19 protein-coding genes are annotated in these 16,191 nt (G+C 70.4%); 11 read left to right on the top strand and 8 right to left on the bottom strand.

All coding sequences use genetic code 11. The features are described from left to right. The first annotated feature begins 74 nt into the window (after nucleotides 1–74). From OM076_RS11855 to OM076_RS11845, 3 genes are read left to right on the top strand one after another with little or no spacing between them, the layout of a single operon-like run. Nucleotides 75–662: a hypothetical protein gene (locus OM076_RS11855; protein WP_270040102.1), complete on the top strand. Its 588-nt coding sequence runs from the start codon at nucleotides 75–77 to the stop codon at nucleotides 660–662. Nucleotides 663–689: 27 nt separating this feature from the next. Further along, nucleotides 690–1,559, top strand: a complete 870-nt coding sequence (locus OM076_RS11850) for a hypothetical protein (protein ID WP_270040101.1) — start codon at nucleotides 690–692, stop codon at nucleotides 1,557–1,559. Nucleotides 1,560–1,613: 54 nt separating this feature from the next. After that, nucleotides 1,614–2,267 (top strand): response regulator, encoded by a 654-nt coding sequence (locus tag OM076_RS11845; RefSeq protein ID WP_270040100.1) that lies wholly within the window; start codon nucleotides 1,614–1,616, stop codon nucleotides 2,265–2,267. Here the strand turns inward: OM076_RS11845 and OM076_RS11840 are convergent. Further along, complete coding sequence (locus OM076_RS11840) at nucleotides 2,260–2,631, bottom strand: hypothetical protein (protein ID WP_270040099.1); 372 nt, start codon at nucleotides 2,629–2,631, stop codon at nucleotides 2,260–2,262. The two genes, OM076_RS11845 and OM076_RS11840, sit on opposite strands and share 8 nt — an antisense overlap. A gap of 206 nt (nucleotides 2,632–2,837) precedes the next feature. On the opposite strand from OM076_RS11840, the gene OM076_RS11835 reads away from it, so the two are divergent. Continuing rightward, a complete protein-coding gene (locus OM076_RS11835) occupies nucleotides 2,838–3,374 on the top strand; it encodes a CAP domain-containing protein (protein WP_270040098.1) in 537 nt (178 codons plus the stop codon). Here OM076_RS11835 and OM076_RS11830 read toward each other — a convergent pair. Next, a complete protein-coding gene (locus OM076_RS11830) occupies nucleotides 3,371–4,345 on the bottom strand; it encodes a VOC family protein (RefSeq protein WP_270040097.1) in 975 nt (324 codons plus the stop codon). The two genes, OM076_RS11835 and OM076_RS11830, sit on opposite strands and share 4 nt — an antisense overlap. Nucleotides 4,346–4,486: 141 nt before the next feature. Between OM076_RS11830 and OM076_RS11825 the strand changes: the two genes are divergently transcribed. From OM076_RS11825 to OM076_RS11815, 3 genes are read left to right on the top strand one after another with little or no spacing between them, the layout of a single operon-like run. Continuing rightward, entirely contained in the window at nucleotides 4,487–4,864 is a 378-nt protein-coding gene (locus OM076_RS11825; RefSeq protein ID WP_270040096.1) for a CBS domain-containing protein, read from the top strand. Next, nucleotides 4,828–5,529, top strand: coding sequence for a hypothetical protein (locus OM076_RS11820; protein WP_270040095.1), 702 nt, complete (start codon nucleotides 4,828–4,830; stop codon nucleotides 5,527–5,529). Before OM076_RS11825 ends, OM076_RS11820 begins: the two co-directional genes overlap by 37 nt. A gap of 13 nt (nucleotides 5,530–5,542) precedes the next feature. Continuing rightward, a complete protein-coding gene (locus OM076_RS11815; RefSeq protein ID WP_270040094.1) occupies nucleotides 5,543–6,976 on the top strand; it encodes a flavin-containing monooxygenase in 1,434 nt (477 codons plus the stop codon). Here OM076_RS11815 and OM076_RS11810 read toward each other — a convergent pair. Then, nucleotides 6,958–7,635, bottom strand: coding sequence for an SDR family oxidoreductase (locus tag OM076_RS11810; protein ID WP_270040093.1), 678 nt, complete (start codon nucleotides 7,633–7,635; stop codon nucleotides 6,958–6,960). The genes OM076_RS11815 and OM076_RS11810 overlap by 19 nt on opposite strands. A 75-nt stretch (nucleotides 7,636–7,710) precedes the next feature. Here OM076_RS11810 and OM076_RS11805 point away from each other — a divergent pair, with 75 nt between their 5' ends. Beyond that, the gene (locus OM076_RS11805) at nucleotides 7,711–8,646 is read left to right on the top strand and encodes an AraC family transcriptional regulator (RefSeq protein ID WP_270040091.1); all 936 of its coding nucleotides are present in this window, start codon (nucleotides 7,711–7,713) and stop codon (nucleotides 8,644–8,646) included. Here the strand turns inward: OM076_RS11805 and OM076_RS11800 are convergent. Beyond that, nucleotides 8,634–9,011, bottom strand: a complete 378-nt coding sequence (locus OM076_RS11800; protein WP_270040089.1) for a DUF2203 domain-containing protein — start codon at nucleotides 9,009–9,011, stop codon at nucleotides 8,634–8,636. The genes OM076_RS11805 and OM076_RS11800 overlap by 13 nt on opposite strands. A 10-nt stretch (nucleotides 9,012–9,021) precedes the next feature. Next, nucleotides 9,022–9,591: a hypothetical protein gene (locus OM076_RS11795; protein ID WP_270040087.1), complete on the bottom strand. Its 570-nt coding sequence runs from the start codon at nucleotides 9,589–9,591 to the stop codon at nucleotides 9,022–9,024. A gap of 170 nt (nucleotides 9,592–9,761) precedes the next feature. Here OM076_RS11795 and OM076_RS11790 point away from each other — a divergent pair, with 170 nt between their 5' ends. Next, nucleotides 9,762–11,621, top strand: coding sequence for an LVIVD repeat-containing protein (locus OM076_RS11790; protein ID WP_270040086.1), 1,860 nt, complete (start codon nucleotides 9,762–9,764; stop codon nucleotides 11,619–11,621). A 63-nt stretch (nucleotides 11,622–11,684) separates the two neighbouring features. Beyond that, a complete protein-coding gene (locus OM076_RS11785) occupies nucleotides 11,685–12,566 on the top strand; it encodes a WD40/YVTN/BNR-like repeat-containing protein (RefSeq protein ID WP_270040085.1) in 882 nt (293 codons plus the stop codon). Nucleotide 12,567: 1 nt separating this feature from the next. Here the strand turns inward: OM076_RS11785 and OM076_RS11780 are convergent, their stop codons facing one another. Further along, entirely contained in the window at nucleotides 12,568–13,323 is a 756-nt protein-coding gene (locus OM076_RS11780) for a hypothetical protein (RefSeq protein WP_270040084.1), read from the bottom strand. A 76-nt stretch (nucleotides 13,324–13,399) separates the two neighbouring features. Here OM076_RS11780 and OM076_RS11775 point away from each other — a divergent pair, with 76 nt between their 5' ends. Beyond that, nucleotides 13,400–13,648: a hypothetical protein gene (locus tag OM076_RS11775; protein ID WP_270040083.1), complete on the top strand. Its 249-nt coding sequence runs from the start codon at nucleotides 13,400–13,402 to the stop codon at nucleotides 13,646–13,648. Here the strand turns inward: OM076_RS11775 and OM076_RS11770 are convergent. Then, entirely contained in the window at nucleotides 13,632–14,558 is a 927-nt protein-coding gene (locus OM076_RS11770) for a hypothetical protein (RefSeq protein ID WP_270040082.1), read from the bottom strand. The two genes, OM076_RS11775 and OM076_RS11770, sit on opposite strands and share 17 nt — an antisense overlap. A 2-nt stretch (nucleotides 14,559–14,560) precedes the next feature. Then, the gene (locus tag OM076_RS11765; RefSeq protein ID WP_270040081.1) at nucleotides 14,561–16,081 is read right to left on the bottom strand and encodes an alkaline phosphatase D family protein; all 1,521 of its coding nucleotides are present in this window, start codon (nucleotides 16,079–16,081) and stop codon (nucleotides 14,561–14,563) included. Between the last annotated feature and the right edge of the window lie 110 nt (nucleotides 16,082–16,191).

Raw genomic sequence — 16,191 nt, 5'->3', positions numbered from 1 at the left:
CGAAACCGCGGGCCACCCCCAAGTGGGTGAGGCCGGGGTTCGTTACGTCGGGCCCGCACGGCATGCTGGATCTGATGCTCTGGCCCGTCGTGACCGTTGGGAACCTCCTGACCGCGTTCACCTACCTGCTGATCGCGTGGCTGATCACGGCGCCTTTGAAACGGACAGGGCAGCTCTCGCTGCGGGCCAACCCGCTCGGCGTCGCGCTCGCGCTCGTCTTCCTCACGAGCGCGCTGCGCTCGCTGTGGACGGCCGGGAACATGCTGCTCCCCTCCTTCGGAATCGACAACGCCCACGCCCTCGCGCTGCGCAACGGCGTGACGTGGGGTTCGGTCCTGTTGCCGTTGGGAACCGCGGCGGCCGGCGTGCTCTACCTCTCCATGCGCCTGCACGCATCGGTCCGCGACGAGGCCTCGCTGTTTCCCGACCTCGCCGCGCGGCGCCGGCGCGCGCTGGAGATCAACGACAACATCGTCCAGGGCCTGCTGGCGGCACGGGAGCTGTACGCGATCGGCGAGGTCGAGGACGCTCGGATCGCCAGCGAGCGGTCGCTCGAGCAGGCGCAGCGGATGATGGGCGACCTGCTCGACGAGTCCGGCGGCACCGAGCTGCGCCCCGGCGACCTGCGCCGCGCGGCGGCCGCGGGCGAGCGCCGCGAATGATCATCTGCGCGTGCTAGACAACCGGCGATGACCGGCGACGAGTTCGCGGCGCTGTTCGGTCCGGCTCGCTTCGAGCTGCGCTTCGACGTCGCGGGGCGTGCCGCCGTGCGCGTCGCCGGCGGGCCCGTCGCGCCGCGCCATGTGGAGCCGGTCCCGCCCGCGGGCGGGTGGGTGATCGAGGCGCGCTGCGGCGACGCCGCCGGCTGGTTGCTCGCCGACGCCGCGCCGGCCAATCCCGCGCGGGCGGCGCGGCTGCTCGAGCACTTCGTCGCGCGCGAGGCGGCGCTGCGCCTGCAGGCCGCCGGGCGGCAGGCGTCGGCGATGGGCGCGGAGCTGCTCGAGCGGATCACTCACCGGCTGCGAACGGACGTGTCGACCCTGTCGGCGGTGGCCGACGGGGCGATCGCCGGCCTGTTCGACGCGTCGGACCTGGACGGGCTGCCGGAGGAGCTCGGGCGCACGACGCGCGAGGCGCTGCGGCGGCTCTCCGGCGTGCGCGAGGTGATGACCGTGCTCGACCCGGAGTCACGCCGCGAGGCCGAGCCGATCGTCGCGACGCTGCGTGCGGAGCTCGACGCGGCGGGCCGCGACGCGACCGTGAGGGTGACCGGCCCGGAGGGCGAGACGCCCCTGACGCTGATCCCCGGAGCCGGCTGGGGAGCGTGCGCGCGGCGACTGGCGGCAGATGAGCGTTTCGCAGTGTTCGCGGTCGGACCAGATTCGGGCGGCTGGAACGTCACCACGACAACTTCCGGGATACCGGTCAACTGGACGGAGCGGTCCGTCGGCGACCTCGCCCATGCCGGACATATCGTTGCTGCGGCGGGCGGTTCGGCCGTGGTGACGGACCCGTTCGGGATCGCGCTGGTCCTTCCCGCCGCACCGCCATCTGGCTGATTGGATCGCGTGAGCGGTCGATCGGGCTCGACTAGGATTTCGGTCGGGAGGCCCATGTCGTCAGCGCTCGCCGTACCAGTCGTCTTGGTGGACGACCACCAGATGGTGGTCCTGGGTCTGCGCACCCTCTTTCACAACCGGCCCGAGATCGACGTGGTCGCCTTCGCGCACGACGCCGAGGACGCGATGGCGACGGTCCGCGAGCGCCACCCGCGGGTGGTCGTGCTCGACGTCGCGCTGGAGGGCTCGCACATCGACGGCTTCGAGCTGTGCCGCCGGCTGCGCACCGAGCACGAGGACGTCGAGGTCGTCTTCTACACCGGGGTCGACGAGCTCGGGCTGGCCGAGCGCGCCTTCGCGGTGGGCGCCCAGGGCGTGGTGTCCAAGGGCGATTCGGCGGCGGACCTGCTCAAGGCGGTGCTGCTCGCCTCGCGCGGGCGCTCCTACACGTCGCCGGCGTTCGCGGCGCGCGCCGACCTGCGCGACTTCGAGGATCTCTCCCCGAAGCAGCTGGCGGCGCTGCGGCTGCTTGCCCAGGGCCTGGAACGCAAGGCCATCGCCGAGCAGATGGGCGTCGGCGAGGAGACCGTGAAGTCACATCTCGCCGAGGTGCGGCGCAAGCTGGGCGCGCGCACGAGCGCCCAGGCGGTCGCGATCGGGCTGATCAACTCGCTCTTCGAGTACGAAGGCGAGATCGCGGTCAGCTGAACGCGTACGCGCTGGTCTTCGCGCGGTGGCGCCGGTAGCTGTCGGCGACGACCTCGCGCACGGCGGCGTCGATGTCCTCGCCCGCCTCGGTCCAGGCGCGGACGTTGGCGGTGAGCTCGTCGATCGCGTCGGCGAACGTGTCGGCCGCGAGCGGGCCGTGCAGCTCGAAGCCCTTGCCGGTGAGCGCGAGATCGCCGGTGTCCTCCCCGCGGGCGAGGGCGGCGAGCACGCGCTCCAGATCGGCGTCGAGCGTGACGTCCGCGGGGGCGGCGTCGGCGGCCTGGATCAAGGCCGCGCAGAAGAACAGGAAACGGAGGTTCTCGCGACGGGTGCGGCCGGGCGAGACCGAAGACTGGAGGGGCAAGGAGGGGCTCCTGAGCGAACGAACAGGACGCGCCGAGGTATACGCCTCCGCCGGGGGGTGCGCGAACGGCTTCTCCCCCAGGTGGGGGGTGGCTCCCCCATACCGGGGACGGCGCCCTTTTGGCCTGCTCTTAGGCGGGCGAGACTGCCGGTCGGCGGCTTCGGTCAGAGCCGCTTCCCTCCGACGTTCGTCTCACGGGTTGGTCCATGTCTGTTGCCGTACGCCCGGCCGCCGGTCTCACGCTGGCTGCCGCCCTCCTGCTGTGCTCCCTCGCGACCGCGGCCCCAGCGCGCGCCGCGCAATGTTCCGGAGCCGATGCGGCAGGTGGGCCGGCGGGCGCGCGAGCGGCGGCCGTGCTCTGCCTCACGACGCAGGCGCGCTCGCAGGCGCACCGCGCCGCCCTGCGCGGCGCCGCCGCGCTCAAGCGCTCCGCCGCCCTGAAGGTCGACTCGATCGAGCGCTGCGGCACCTTCACCCACACGCCGTGCGGGAGCCGGATGTGGGCCCCGATGGCCCGCACCGGCTACGCGCGCGGCTGCTTCTCGGTGGGTGAGAACCTGGCGTGGGCCGACCCCGGCTCAACGCCCCGGCAGATCGTGCAGGCGTGGCTGGACTCGCCGCAGCACCGGGCGAACCTGCTCGACTCGCGCTTCCGCGACACCGGCGTCGCGAACCGCGTCGTCACGCTCTCCGACACCGGCCGGGTCGAGCTCTGGGTCCAGCACTTCGGCTCGCGTTGCTAGGACTTCACCGTCTCGATGGTGTCGATCGGCTCCAGCTGGTCGATCTCGGAGCGGCGGTTCTCCCAGTGCGGCGGGATGCACATGTGGGTGCCGAGCTCGTCCACCGACTCATCGATCGTGAAGCCCTGCGGCGTCGAGTAGGCGAGCTCGAACAGCGCGCCGCCCGGGGTGCGCAGGTAGACGCTGAAGAAGTAGCCGCGATCCTTGACGTCTGAGACGTCGGTGTAGCCGAGGCCGACGATGTAGTCCTTCACGCGCAGCTGGTTCTCGGAGGTCCCCACGTCGAACGCGTGGTGGTGGATCGTCCCCTCGCCGAAGTGCCACGTGCCCTGCGGCAGGTTGGGCTCTTCGACCAGCTCGAGGATCTGGCCGTTGCCCGAGCCGGTCAGGCGGTACTGGTGGTGCGCGCCCTCGGAGGCGATGTGCTCGGCGTTGAAGGCCTCGCGCAGGAAGTGGTCCATCGGCTCGGGCTCGCGGACGGAGGTCGTGGTGCCCCAGGCGCCGCGGACCGCCCGCTCGGAGGGGACGTCGCCGCCGCCGTAGGGCTCGCGGTCGTCCTCCTCGGTCTCGCCGATCATCTGGTACGGGATGCCACACGGGTGGGCGAACTCGAGGCGCTCGGTGCCGAAGCGTTCGACTTCTCTGACGTCGACGCCCGCGTTGGTCAGGCGGTCGCGCCAGTAGCCGATCGCCTGGGCCGGCACGGCGAGGTTGATCGACTTCGCCTGGTTGGTCCCGCGCTTGCCCATCCAGCCCGCCTGGCGGTAGGGGAAGGCGGTCAGGATCGTGCTCGCATCCCCCACGCGGTTGGCGTAATAGAGGTGGTAGATCGGGATCTCGCCGTCGAAGAGCACCGTCTTCTTGACGCTCTTCAGGCCGAGGGTGCGGACGTGGAAGTCGTAGTCCTCCTGGGCGCCGCCGACGCAGAAGGTCAGGTGGTGCGTGCCTTCGATCGTCCCTGGGTTGGGCATCGTGAGCTCCTCCTCGCTGGTAACCGTCGAACGTATTATCCGGGACGAGGGCTCGTGACAAATGCCTCAAGGACCCGGTAAGGTTTCCTCATCTGACGAGGCAGCAGTCGGAGAGGAGCAGTTGTGAAGGTCCGAGACGCGATGACAGGGGACGTTCTGACGATGACGCCAGGCCGGTCACTGCGAGATGCCGCAAAGTTCATGGCCGACCACAACGTGGGCGCGGTCGTGATCATGGATCCCGAGCAGCCCGGGCCGGGCATCTTCACGGAGCGTGACCTCGTACGGTCGATCGGCAAGGGCGAGAATCCTGACGACGAGCACGTCGCCGAGCACCTGACCGCGCACGCGGCGTTCGCCGACATCGAGTGGGACCTCGAGGAGGCCGCGGACACGATGGCCAAGGGCGGCTTCCGCCACCTGGTCGTGGTCCGGCATGGTGAGCTCTGCGGGATCATCTCGATGCGCGACATCATGCGGGTGTGGCGACCGAGCGCACGTCCCGTAGCGACTTCGTAGAGGCGGTCGCCGAAGCGCGCCGGATCCGCGGGTCGATCAACCTCGAGCCCGCGGACGCCCGGCGCTGGAGCGCGATCGTCGCGGCGGTCGACGGCTCCTTGGAACTGCGCGTGGGCATGCCGCCGCGGCGGTTGCTGCGGCGTGCCGGGGACGAGCAGCGGTGGCTGCAGGCGCACGGGTTCGTGCAGGGTGTCGATTGCTGGGTCCTGCCGCTCCCTGCGACGACTTCCGATACGGAGGCCGCAGCGCGCTGGAGCGCGGCGCTCGAAGGCGCGTTCGGCCTCGATCCGGGCGCGGTCGCACGGACCTACACGGGCACCGGCGTGTCGTGGCAGGACGCGCCGCCGGTGGGTGCGGCGTACGAGGAGCACGTCGCGGCGGCGATGCGCGCCATGGTCCGCGGCGAGTTCAACCGCGTGCACGTCTTCGGCGGGCGGCCGGCGGGGGTGTGGGCGTTCGTCTGGGACGTCGTGGGCGAGCCGGGGCTGCGGATCGAGTACCCGCACCGCGACGACCCGGACTCGGAGATCGACACGTGGCACGCGGAGCGCTCGCCGGACGGATGCCGTGCGGGCGCCGCCGAGTTGCTGCGGCGGGTCTTGGTCGACTGGCCCGACGCGCGATTGCTGCCGCTGTTCATCCACCTCTTGACGCCGCACGGGTAGGTTTTGCGTTCTGATGCCGTCGGTGGCGATCGTGGGTGGTGGGTTCGGCGGCGTGGGTGCCGCGGCGCTGCTGGCGCGCGCGGGTCACGACGACGTGACGCTGTTCGAGCGTGGCGAGCGCCTGGGCGGCGTGTGGCATCACAACACGTATCCGGGTGCGGCGTGTGACATCCCGTCGCATCTGTATGAGTACTCGTTCGCGCCGAACCCGGGCTGGTCGCGCCGCTACGCGCCGCAGCCGGAGATCCAGGCGTATGTGGAGGACGTCGCGCGGCGCTTCGGGGTGCGGGCGCGGACGTCGACGGAGGTGTCGTCCGCTGTGTGGGACGGCGGGCGCTGGGTGCTTTCCACGAGCGCCGGCCCGTTCACCGCCGACGTGCTGATCACGGCGTGCGGGCAGCTCTCGATCCCACAGGTGCCGCCGTTGCCGGGGCTCGACTCGTTCGCCGGTCCGGCCTTCCACACGGCGCGCTGGCGCCATGACGTGCCGCTGGCGGGGCGGCGGGTGGCGGTGATCGGCACGGGCTGCAGCGCCGTCCAGGTCGTGCCCGCGATCGCCGACGAGGTGGCGGCCCTGGACGTCTACCAGCGCTCGCCCGGCTGGACGATCCCGAAGCTCGACTTCCCCTATCCCCCACGCGTGCGGGCCTGGTTCGCGCGGTTCCCGGCGTTGCAGCGGCTCGACCGCGCGGGGAACTGGCACTTCCACGAGTTCTTCACCCACGGCATGGTTCGCGACAACTGGCGGCTCGCGCTCCTGCGCGGCGCGGGTCAGTTCAACATCCGCCGGGGCCTGAAGGACCCGTCGCTGCGCCGGCGGGTCACGCCCACCGACCACGTCGGCTGCAAGCGGGTGATGCTCACCGACGACTGGTATCCGGCGCTGGCGCGGCCGCACGTGTCGCTGATCTCGTCGGGAGTCTCCGCGATCACGCCCGGCGGCGTGGTGGCTCGCGACGGCGTCGAGCGCCCCGCCGACGTGCTCGTGCTCGCCACCGGCTTCAAGAGCCACGAGTTCGTCGCGCCGATGGAGATCACCGGCCGCGACGGCCGCACCCTCGCCGACGCCTGGGACCCCGTCGCGCGCGCCTACCTCGGCGTCACCGTCCCGAGCTTCCCGAACCTCTTCCTGCTCTATGGCCCCAACACCAACGGCGGCACCGGGTCCGTGATCTCGACGATCGAGTCGTCGATCGCCCACGTCCTCGCGGCGCTGCGCGAGCTCGAGCGGGCGGGCGCCTCCACGATCGAGGTCCGGCCCGAGGCCGCGGATGCCTTCAACGCCTCCGTGCGGGCCGCGTTGGCCGGCACCGTCTGGCACTCGGGCTGCACGAACTGGTACGTCGACGCCGACGGCAACGACCCCAGCAACTGGCCCTGGACCTGGACCGAGTACCGCCGCCGCACGGCGGAACTGGCGCCCGATGCCTACACGCTGAGCGGGTAACGGCTCAGGGCGGCCTTGGCCGCGGCGGTCTCGGCGTCGGCGATCACCTCGAGCTCGCCCGCCTCGAGGCCGTCGAGCGCTGCGCGGACGACGTCGGCGGGGTCGTTCTTGGGGATGTCCCAGCCGGCCATCATGTCCGTGTCGGTGCTGCTGAGCAGCACGCCGGTGACGAGCGTGCCCTGCTCTGCGAGCTCCAGCCGGATCCCGTTGGTCAGGCTCCACGCGGCGGCCTTTGAGACGGCGTACGCGTTCGCGCCCTGAAAGCTCAGCCAGGAGAGGCGGCTGAGGACGTTGAGGATCGCGCCGCCGGCCAGCTGCGGGGCGAAGGCGCGGACCATCGCCAGCGTGCCGTAGAGGTTGGTGTCGAGCTCCAGGCGGATCCGATCGAGATCGCCGGTGACGAGGTCGGTTCCGGTCGAGACTCCGGCGTTGTTGATCAGCAGGCTGACGTCGGGAGCGGCCTGCGCGGCCGCAGCGACCTGAGCCGGGTCGGTGACGTCCAGCGCGAGCGCGACGACACCGTCGATGTCGATCGTCCGCGGGTCGCGGGCGGTGGCGTAGACCTTCGCGGCGCCGCGTTCGAGCAGCTGCTGGGCGAAGTGGCGGCCGATGCCGCGGTTGGCGCCGGTGATCAGCGCGGTGCTGCCTTCGAGGTTCATGTCGCACACGGTATGGAATGCCGTGCAGCTTTCGATGCGTATTCCTCGCAGATCCATATCCATTACGATCATCGCGTGGACGTTCTTGCCGATGTGCTCTCACTGGCCGGGGTCCGGGGCACGCTCGGCGCGCGGATCGAGGCGGGTGAGCGCTGGGGCTGGTGGGCGGCCGGCATCCCGGGCGCGGCGTTCCACGCGGTGACATCGGGCACCGCCTGGCTGGCGCCCCGAGGGCAGGCGCCGCGTGAGTTGATGCCAGGCGACATCGTCCTGCTCCCCCGCGGCACCGACCACGCGCTCGCATCCGACGCCGCCACCGTGGCGCGCACCGGACCGGACAACTCGAGCGGGTACGAGCAGGCGGGCGGCGCGCTGGTGCGTATCGGCTCCGGCCCTACCCGCACCCACATCCTCTGCGCGCACTACGAGTACGACCGCGCGGTCTCCACCCAGGTCTTCTCGCTGTTGCCCGACCTCGTCCACATCCGCGCCCACAACGACGGCGGCGGGCTGGACGACACCGTCCGCCTGCTCAGCCGCGAGCTCGCCACGCCCCGGCTCGCGACCTCGGTCGTCCTCGACAGCCTCGTCGACATCCTGCTCGTCCAGCTGCTCCGTGCCTGGCTTGACGGTGCGCCCGAGCCGGCCCCGCATCCGTCATGGCTCGGCGTGCTGCGCGATCCGATCGTCGGCACCGCCGTCACGCGGCTCCACGCCGAGCCGGCGCGAGCGTGGACCAACGTCGCGCTCGCGTCGGAAGTCGCGGTCTCGCCCGCCACACTCCTGCGGCGCTTCGGGACGGTGCTCGGAGAGACCCCTGGCGCCTACCTGACGCGCTGGCGCATGGATCTGGCCGCCCGGCGCCTGCGCGACACCGATGACTCGCTCGAGGGCATCGCGCAGTCCGTCGGCTACACGTCGGTCTATGCCTTCAGCCGCGCCTTCAGCCGGGCTCGTGCGCTCCCGCCCGGCCGCTACCGGACGGACGCCCGGTCGGCTCAGAGCGGCTGACGGCCGCCGTAGCCCGCGTCGAGGTCGTGCCAGAAGGCGATCTCGGTCTCGCCGGAGATCCAGCAGAGGTAGACCTCGACGCCGTCCTGGACGGAGGGGAAGTCGATCAGGCCGCTGTCGAGGTCGCGGAGGACGATGCCGCGGTGGTCGAAGGCCGCGATGCCGTTCTGGAGCTCGACGAACGCCTCCCCCACGACCTTGCCGGGATGGCCGCCGCCGTTGGTCGGCGAGCCCTCGGTCAGAGCTTGGCGCGCCTGCTGGTCGGTCAGGCGTGCGCGGGCGTCGCGCAGGGCGGCGAGCTTGTCCACGACCCACGGGATCTGGGCGTTGGCTTCGTCGAGTGTGAAATGCCGGGAATGCCTCACCCCGGGAAAGCTAGTCACCCGCGCCGTAGGGCGACACCGTGAATGAGCGGATCTTGCGATCGCGGATCTCGGCGGAGAGGCGGTCGATGACGTTCGGCGGGCCGGCGATCTGCGATTCCTCGAGCACCAGCGCCCACGTGTACCGGGTGAGCGGGGTCTTGCCGTAGAGGTCGTTGAAGCGCTCGAGCTCGGGGTAGAGCTCGCGGGCGCGGTCGAGCGAGTCGCCGATCTTCAGACCGCGCTCGGTGACCCACGAACGTCCGGTGATGACGATCTGCTGGACCGGAGTGCCGCCCGCGCACGCCGGCCCGCCGCCGAAGTCCGCGGTGACGACGCGCACGCCGAGCTTCTTCCACTTGTTCGGGCAGCCGGCTGGGCTCTTGCCGTCCGGCTTGCCGTAGGCCTTGATCGCGTTGCGGCGGTTGGAGGTCACGCCGCCGGAGAACGTGTGCTCGCCCAGCAGCTGCTTCGGGTGAAACGCGCCGACGGCGACGATCTGGCCGGAATCCGGCACGTTGATGGTCGTGGCGGGCGCCTGCGCGGCGAAGAGGGCGGCGGTGACGACGGCAGCGGTGAGCACCGCACCGATTCTACGGTTGGTCAGCGCTCATACCCACCCCACAGAAATACTCACCGTGTGGTTGACTTCCGTTCACCGAGGGCCGTCTGAGGGGACGGCGCCGGAGGGGCTAAGAGAGAGGGAAGCTCATGAGGGGTACCAGCGGACGCTGGGTCGTACCGTTGCTGGCGGTGGCACTTGCCGTGCCCGTCGCGACGGCGCAGGCGCATCCCGCCGATTACATGTACACGCCGGGTGGCGAGTACGCGCGGGAGATCGGCAACCCGGACGACGGCGTCGGCACGTTCCTGCAGCGCGAGGCGGTCACGCCCGGCTCGTTCACGCAGATCGGGCACGAGCCGTTGATGAACCGCGGGATGAACGCCGCGATCGCCGTCCACAAGCGCTACGTGTACGTCGGCAGCCGCACCGACGGCAAGAACAACAACGCCAACCACGCCGGCGTCTTCATCGTCGATGCGCAGGACCCGGCGCACCCGTTCATCACCAAGGAGATGGGCCCGCCGTACGAGGGCCTGCCGGGCGAGTCCTCGCGCGAGCTGCGGGTGTGGCGCTCGCAGAACGTCCTGATCGTCCTGCACACCAACTGCGGCGGCAACGGCGCGCACCAGTGCTCGATCGCCAGCCGCAGCAGCATGCGCTTCTATGACATCTCGGGCGACAAGGCCGCCAACCCGGAGCTGCTCTACCAGAACACGCGCGACACGCACGAGTTCTACATCTGGGAGGACCCGAAGAACCCCAAGCGCGCGCTGATGTTCGCCGCCAGCGCGGGCAGCGCGTTCCAGATCTATGACATCTCGCCGGTCCTGAACAAGGAAGCGCCGGTGCAGCTGTTCAGCGGCAACCACGGCTTCGGGAACTCGAACGGCTCCGGCATCCACTCCTTCAGCGTCTCCAACGACGGCAAGAAGGCGTACTTCGCGCTGCTCACGCGCGGGTTCGGCATCACCGACGTCTCGGACTTCACCGACACCGACCCGGCGACCAACACCTACCGCCTGATCACGCCCGCCGCCAACCGCGTGTCCTGGCCCGGCCCGGGCGCCCACAGCGCCGTGAAGCTGTGGAACAAGAACTGGGTCTACGTCTCCGACGAGGTCTACGGCTCGATCACCGGCGCCGGCCACGGCTGCCCGTGGGGCTGGGCGCGCTTCGTCGACGTCGCCGACGAGACGCGGCCGGTGGTGCGCAGCGAGTTCCGGCTACCCGAGAACCAGACGCTCGCGTGCACCGCGTTCAACCCGCCCCGCACCTCGTACTCCGCGCACAACCCGACGCTGACGCCGAGCATCGCGTTCAGCACCTGGCACTCGGGCGGCTTCCAGGCGATCGACATCACCAACCCCGCCAGCCCGACGCAACTGGCGGAGTTCAAGCCCGACCCGCTGCCGATGGTCTCCGTCGAGGACCCGCGGCTCTCCTCCGACACGCTCGAAGGCCGCACCGACAACAAGGTCGTGATGTGGAGCTACCCGGTCATCCAGGACGGCCTGATCTACACGGTCGACCTGCGCAACGGCCTCTACATCCTCAAGTACAACGGCCCGTACTCGCAGGAGGTCGACAACATCGGCTTCCTGGAGGGCAACTCCAACCAGGGCGACGCGCTGTGCTTCGAGCCCGTCCCCGGCCAGGTGCCGGTCGACTGCTCCGCGAAGACCGACACCAACGGCGGTGCGGGCGGCACGGTGCCCGCCACGCTCGCCCTCACGCTGGGCGCACCGGCCACGTTCGGCGCGTTCGCGCCCGGCATCGCGAAGGACTACACGGCGACCTCGACGGCCAACGTGATCACCTCGGCGGGCGACGCGACGCTGACGAACTCCGATCCCGGCCACCTGATGAACGGGGCGTTCGCGCTGCCGCAGCCGCTGCAGGTGAACCTCTCGAAGTCGACCTGGACCGGCCCGGCGTCCAACGATCCGGTGACGATCACGTTCACGCAGCACATCAACGCCACCGACGCGCTGCGCACCGGTAGCTACAGCAAGACGTTGACGTTCACACTGTCGACGACGAACCCGTAGAGACAAATCAACGGCTGGGCGGGTGCTGAGCGCCCGCCCAGCCGCTACCTTCGCCTACTTCTCATGTCGCGCACATATTTGCCCGCACTGCTCGCCCTCCTGGCCCTCGCCGCCTGCGGCGGGGACGCCTCCGAGAACGCCTCCAGCGCCGCCCCCGGCTCCGGCACGGACGTCCTGTCGATCGCGATCGACCCGGCCGACGGCACGTTGCTGGCCGGCGGTGGGCCGGCGTTCTACCGGCTCAAGCCGGGCGAGAAGGCGCCGGAGACGGCCGCGGGGAACATCACGACGCCCAAGGGCAGCGGAACGCTGACGAAGGACGTCGTGGCGCGCTTCCTGGCCGACGGGACGATGATCGCCTCCGGCCATTCCGGAGAGGCGGCGCTGCCGTCGGTGCTCGGCCTGGTCAAGTCGACCGACGAGGGCGAGACCTGGCAGCCGGTCTCCGGCCTCGGCACCGCGGACTACCACGAGATCGAGGTCGACGGCGACCGGATCCTCGCCCTGCGCTACGAGGAGCCGGGCATGATCCAGATCTCCTCCGACGGCGGGAAGACGTGGGACAAGCGCGAAGCGCCGTCGGTGGCCGCGCCGATCGACATCGCGGTCAACCCGGGCAACCGCGATCAGTGGGCGGTCTCGACCGACCAGGGCACGTTCATCTCCGCCAACGGCGGCAAGTCCTGGCGCCAGTGGGACACGACCTTCGGCCCGCGGATCGCCTGGGTCAAGCCGGACGCGCTCTACCTCGCCGGCAAGGACGGCAAGGTCAAGAAGAGCCCGGACGCCGGCAAGACGTGGCAGGACGTGGGCTCGATCGGCGCCGGGCCGAAGGAGCTGGCGTTCAGCGCCAAGGGCGAGCTCTACGCGTCGGTGGCCGGCGGCGAGATCCGCCGCTCGGCCGACGGCGGGGCGACCTGGGCGAAGGTCGCCACCTTCCGCTGAGCTACTTGGCGGTGGCGATCTTCGGATCGCCCGTCGTCTTCTGCGTCAGGACGTGGGCCTTGCCGTCCTTGCCCTTGAGCGAGAGCACCATCTGCTTGGCGGTCGTGTCGCCCTGGACGATGTACATCGTCCCGTTCTCGGTCGCGGCGGCCGCGTTCGCGGCGGTCTTGACGTAGAAGCCCTGCGACGTCAGGCCCTGCGTCAGCGTCGCCACGTCGGGGAACTTGCCGGACGCCACCGCGGTGACCGCGGCCTGGGCGGCGCTCTTGAGCGCGTCGTCGACCGACGCGGCCTGCGTGTCGCGCTGCTTGGTGATCTGCTGCTTCTCGATCGCCGCTTTGACGTTCGCGCCGAAGTACATGACGACCGAGGTCTGCTGGTCGGCGGACTGCGCGATGCAGAGATCGGGGGTCTTGGTGAGGCTGTGCGACAGCGTCGCCGTCGTCGACTTCGCCTTGTCGGGCCACGTGATCAGCGTCGCCGCGTACCACGACAGGCTCGGCGCGGGCTGCGCCGTCGCGTTGACGAGCTTCGAGTAGTCGGTGGTGCAGGAGACCTGGCCGGCCGTCCCGGCGGTGCCGGACGCGCTGGAGGAGGCGCGCTTGAGCGTCACCTGATCGCCCTCCACGCTGACCGTCAGGCCGGAGGCCTTGTCGGTGGCCGAATGCGTGGGCGCCTTGGCGGCGCTCCCGCAGGCCGAAAGACCGACAGCGGCGGCTCCGACGGCGATCAATGAGAGGACGTGACGAAAACCCATGCCCCTACCATGACCGGCCGCCGCGCGGATGCGCCCGCATTCTTCACCGCCTCTTCGAACTCCTAGACTCGAAGCGATGGCCTTCGAGCGCGACGGGATCGGGCATGAGGAGATCCGGCCCGGTCACTCCGGCCTGCTGGCCGTCGGCACGCTCGCCTGCCCGCATTGCGACGCCCCGGTCTCCCCCGGCGACCGCGCGCTCACGCTGCGCGAGTACGTGAGCTGCCCCTACTGCGGGCACACCGGGGTCGTCCGTGACTTCCTGTCACTGGCGACGCCGGTGCGACCCGCAGTCGTGGAGATCCGGCTCAGGGGTTTGTCGTAGACAGCGTGAAGGTCAGCGTCTTCGAGTAGGTCCCGGTGCGCAGGGCATCGGAGGCCTTGACGAGCTGCTTGAAGCCGATCGCCACGGTGGCGTTCGAGACCGGCTCGCTCCAGGTGTTCGGGGTGATGTCGACCCGCAGCGGCTCCGGCAGCGTGAACGTGCCGTTCATCAGGTGCCCGGGGTCTGAGACGGTGAGCATGCCGTCGCCGGCCGTCGAGACGACGTTGGCCGTGGTGGCGGCGGTGTACTCCTTCGCCACGCCCGGCTGGAAGGGACCGAACGAAGGCGGCGTGCCGAGCGTGAGCGCGAGCGTCGCCGGCACCTGCGCGCCCACTTCGGCCGTGGCGACCGCGGTCGGCGTCGGCACCGGAGCGGCCGCCGAGTCCAGGACGAGCAGGTCGATGCCGCCGAGGTAGTCGGTCGACGCGTCGTTCTTGCCCACGACCTTCATCGTCAGGATGTGCCGGCCCTCGGAGAGCGCGTACGCGCCCAGCGCGACCGGTTCGGCGCGTGCCAGCGTCGCGGCGTAGAGGTCGTAGGTGGAGCCGATCTGGCGACCGTCGATCAACAGCTGCACGATGCCGAAGTTCGGGCCCTTGACCAGCGCCGCGGTCAGGCCGTAGTTGTCGGCGTCGGCCACGTCGAGCGGGAACGATGCCCGGCTGCCGTCGCCGTTGTGGTTGTCGAACTGCGCGTAGGCGGCGCTCGAGGTGCCGGTGAGGGACACGCGGCGGATGATCGACGTCGTGGCCGTGCCGGCGGTGACGCCGGCGAACGACTCGAGGTACGGGGTCTGCTGCTCGACTTCGACGAGCTGCAGGTGCGCCTGCGGCGGGTCCTCGACCGCGCGGGCGTTGTGGAAGGCGACGAAGAGGGCGGCGACGGCCGCCAGGGAAAGGACGGTCTTCATGGCTATGCGTCCTTCAGACCCGGGTTGCCGGCTTCGACGACGAAGGACTTGCGGGTGGAGATCGGCGCGCCCGGGCGCTTGACGTAGGGCACGACGCGGTAGTCCGCCTTGCAGTGGTTCTGGTCCAGCGAAACGCGGACGTACCCGCGCTGGGACTGGTTGAACTTGATCCACGGGTTCTCGGTCAGCGTCGCGGCGCTGCCTGTGTCCGAGCCGTCGCCCGTGGTCGAGATCGAGGTGCCGATGAACTCCGAGCCGAGGATCTTCGACGAGGAGTCGCGGAAGTCGCGCAGCAGGTCCGCGGCCCAGTTGGCGTGCACATCGCCGGTGATGACGATCGGATTGGCGATCTTGCGCGTGTCGATGAAGTCGAGCAGCTTGTCGCGCGAGACGCGGTAGCCGTCCCAGGCGTCCATGTTGAACGTCTCGGTGGCGCCCGCGGTGTAGTCCAGCTGGGCCATGAAGACCTGCTGGGCGAGGATCTGCCACTTGGCCGGGGACGCCTGCAGACCGTCGTAGAGCCACTGCTCCTGCGCGGCGCCGGTGATCGTGCGCGCCGGGTTGTTGCGGTCGTCGCAGCCGGCCTTGGCGCCGTCGCCGCACGCCTGGTCGGAGCGGAACTGGCGCGTGTCCATCACGTGGAACGAGGCCAGGTCGCCGTACTGCGCGCGGCGGTAGATCTGGATCGCGTTGCCCGTGGGGCGCAGCGCCTTGCGCAGCGGCATGTGCTCCCAGTAGGCCTTGAACGCGGCCCGGCGGCGGCGCGCGAAGAAGTCCAGCGGCATGCCCTCTTCGGGGATGTTGCCGGCCCAGTTGTTGTCGACCTCGTGGTCGTCGAAGGTCACGAGCCACGCGAAGTTCTGGTGCGCGGCCTGCAGGTCCGGGTCGGTCTTGTACTGCGCGTGACGCTCGCGGTAGTCCTGCAGGTTGACGATCTCGTGGTTGGAGTTCGCGCGGACATTTCCGCCCGACGCCGTGTACGAGTTCGAGTCGTACTCGTAGATGTAGTCGCCGACGTGGATGACCAGATCCAGGTCCTCCTGCGACATGTGCTTGTAGGCCGTGTAGTAGCCGTGCTCGTACTGCTGGCAGCTCGCGAACGCGAACGCCAGCGCGCTCGTGGGGCCGCTCGGCGCGGTCTTCGTGCGGCCGACCGGGCTGATCTCGCCGTTGGCCTTGAAGCGGTAGAAGTACTCGAAGCCCGCCTGCAGGCCCTGCGGCTCGGCGTGCACCGAGTGCGCGTCACCGTAGGTGGCGAGCTCCTCGCCGCTGGCGACGACCTGCGTGAAGTTCTCGTCCTTGGCGACCTCCCACTGGACGGGGATGGCCTTGTCGGGCATCCCGCCGTTGCCTTCCAGCGGCGACGGCGCGAGGCGCGTCCAGAGGACGACGCTGTCCGACGTCGGGTCGCCTGAGGCGATGCCGAGCGTGAACGGGTAGCCGGTGAACCGCGCCGGCGCCGATTTGGCCTTGGCGAATGGGAACTGCGTGGCAGCAACGGCGACCCCTGCCGTGCCGGCCACTGTAAGGAACTTCCTCCGCGACAGCGCATTTCTGCCCTGCACGGGTTGACCCCCTCCGGGATTATCCATGCCGGGCAGCCTTTAGGTCCGGTTGAGGCTGGACGTTGCCG

This window comes from Solirubrobacter ginsenosidimutans, assembly GCF_027587205.1.
The sequence above is the reverse complement of the archived record's forward strand: the minus strand, read 5'-3'. Positions and strand labels throughout refer to the sequence as shown.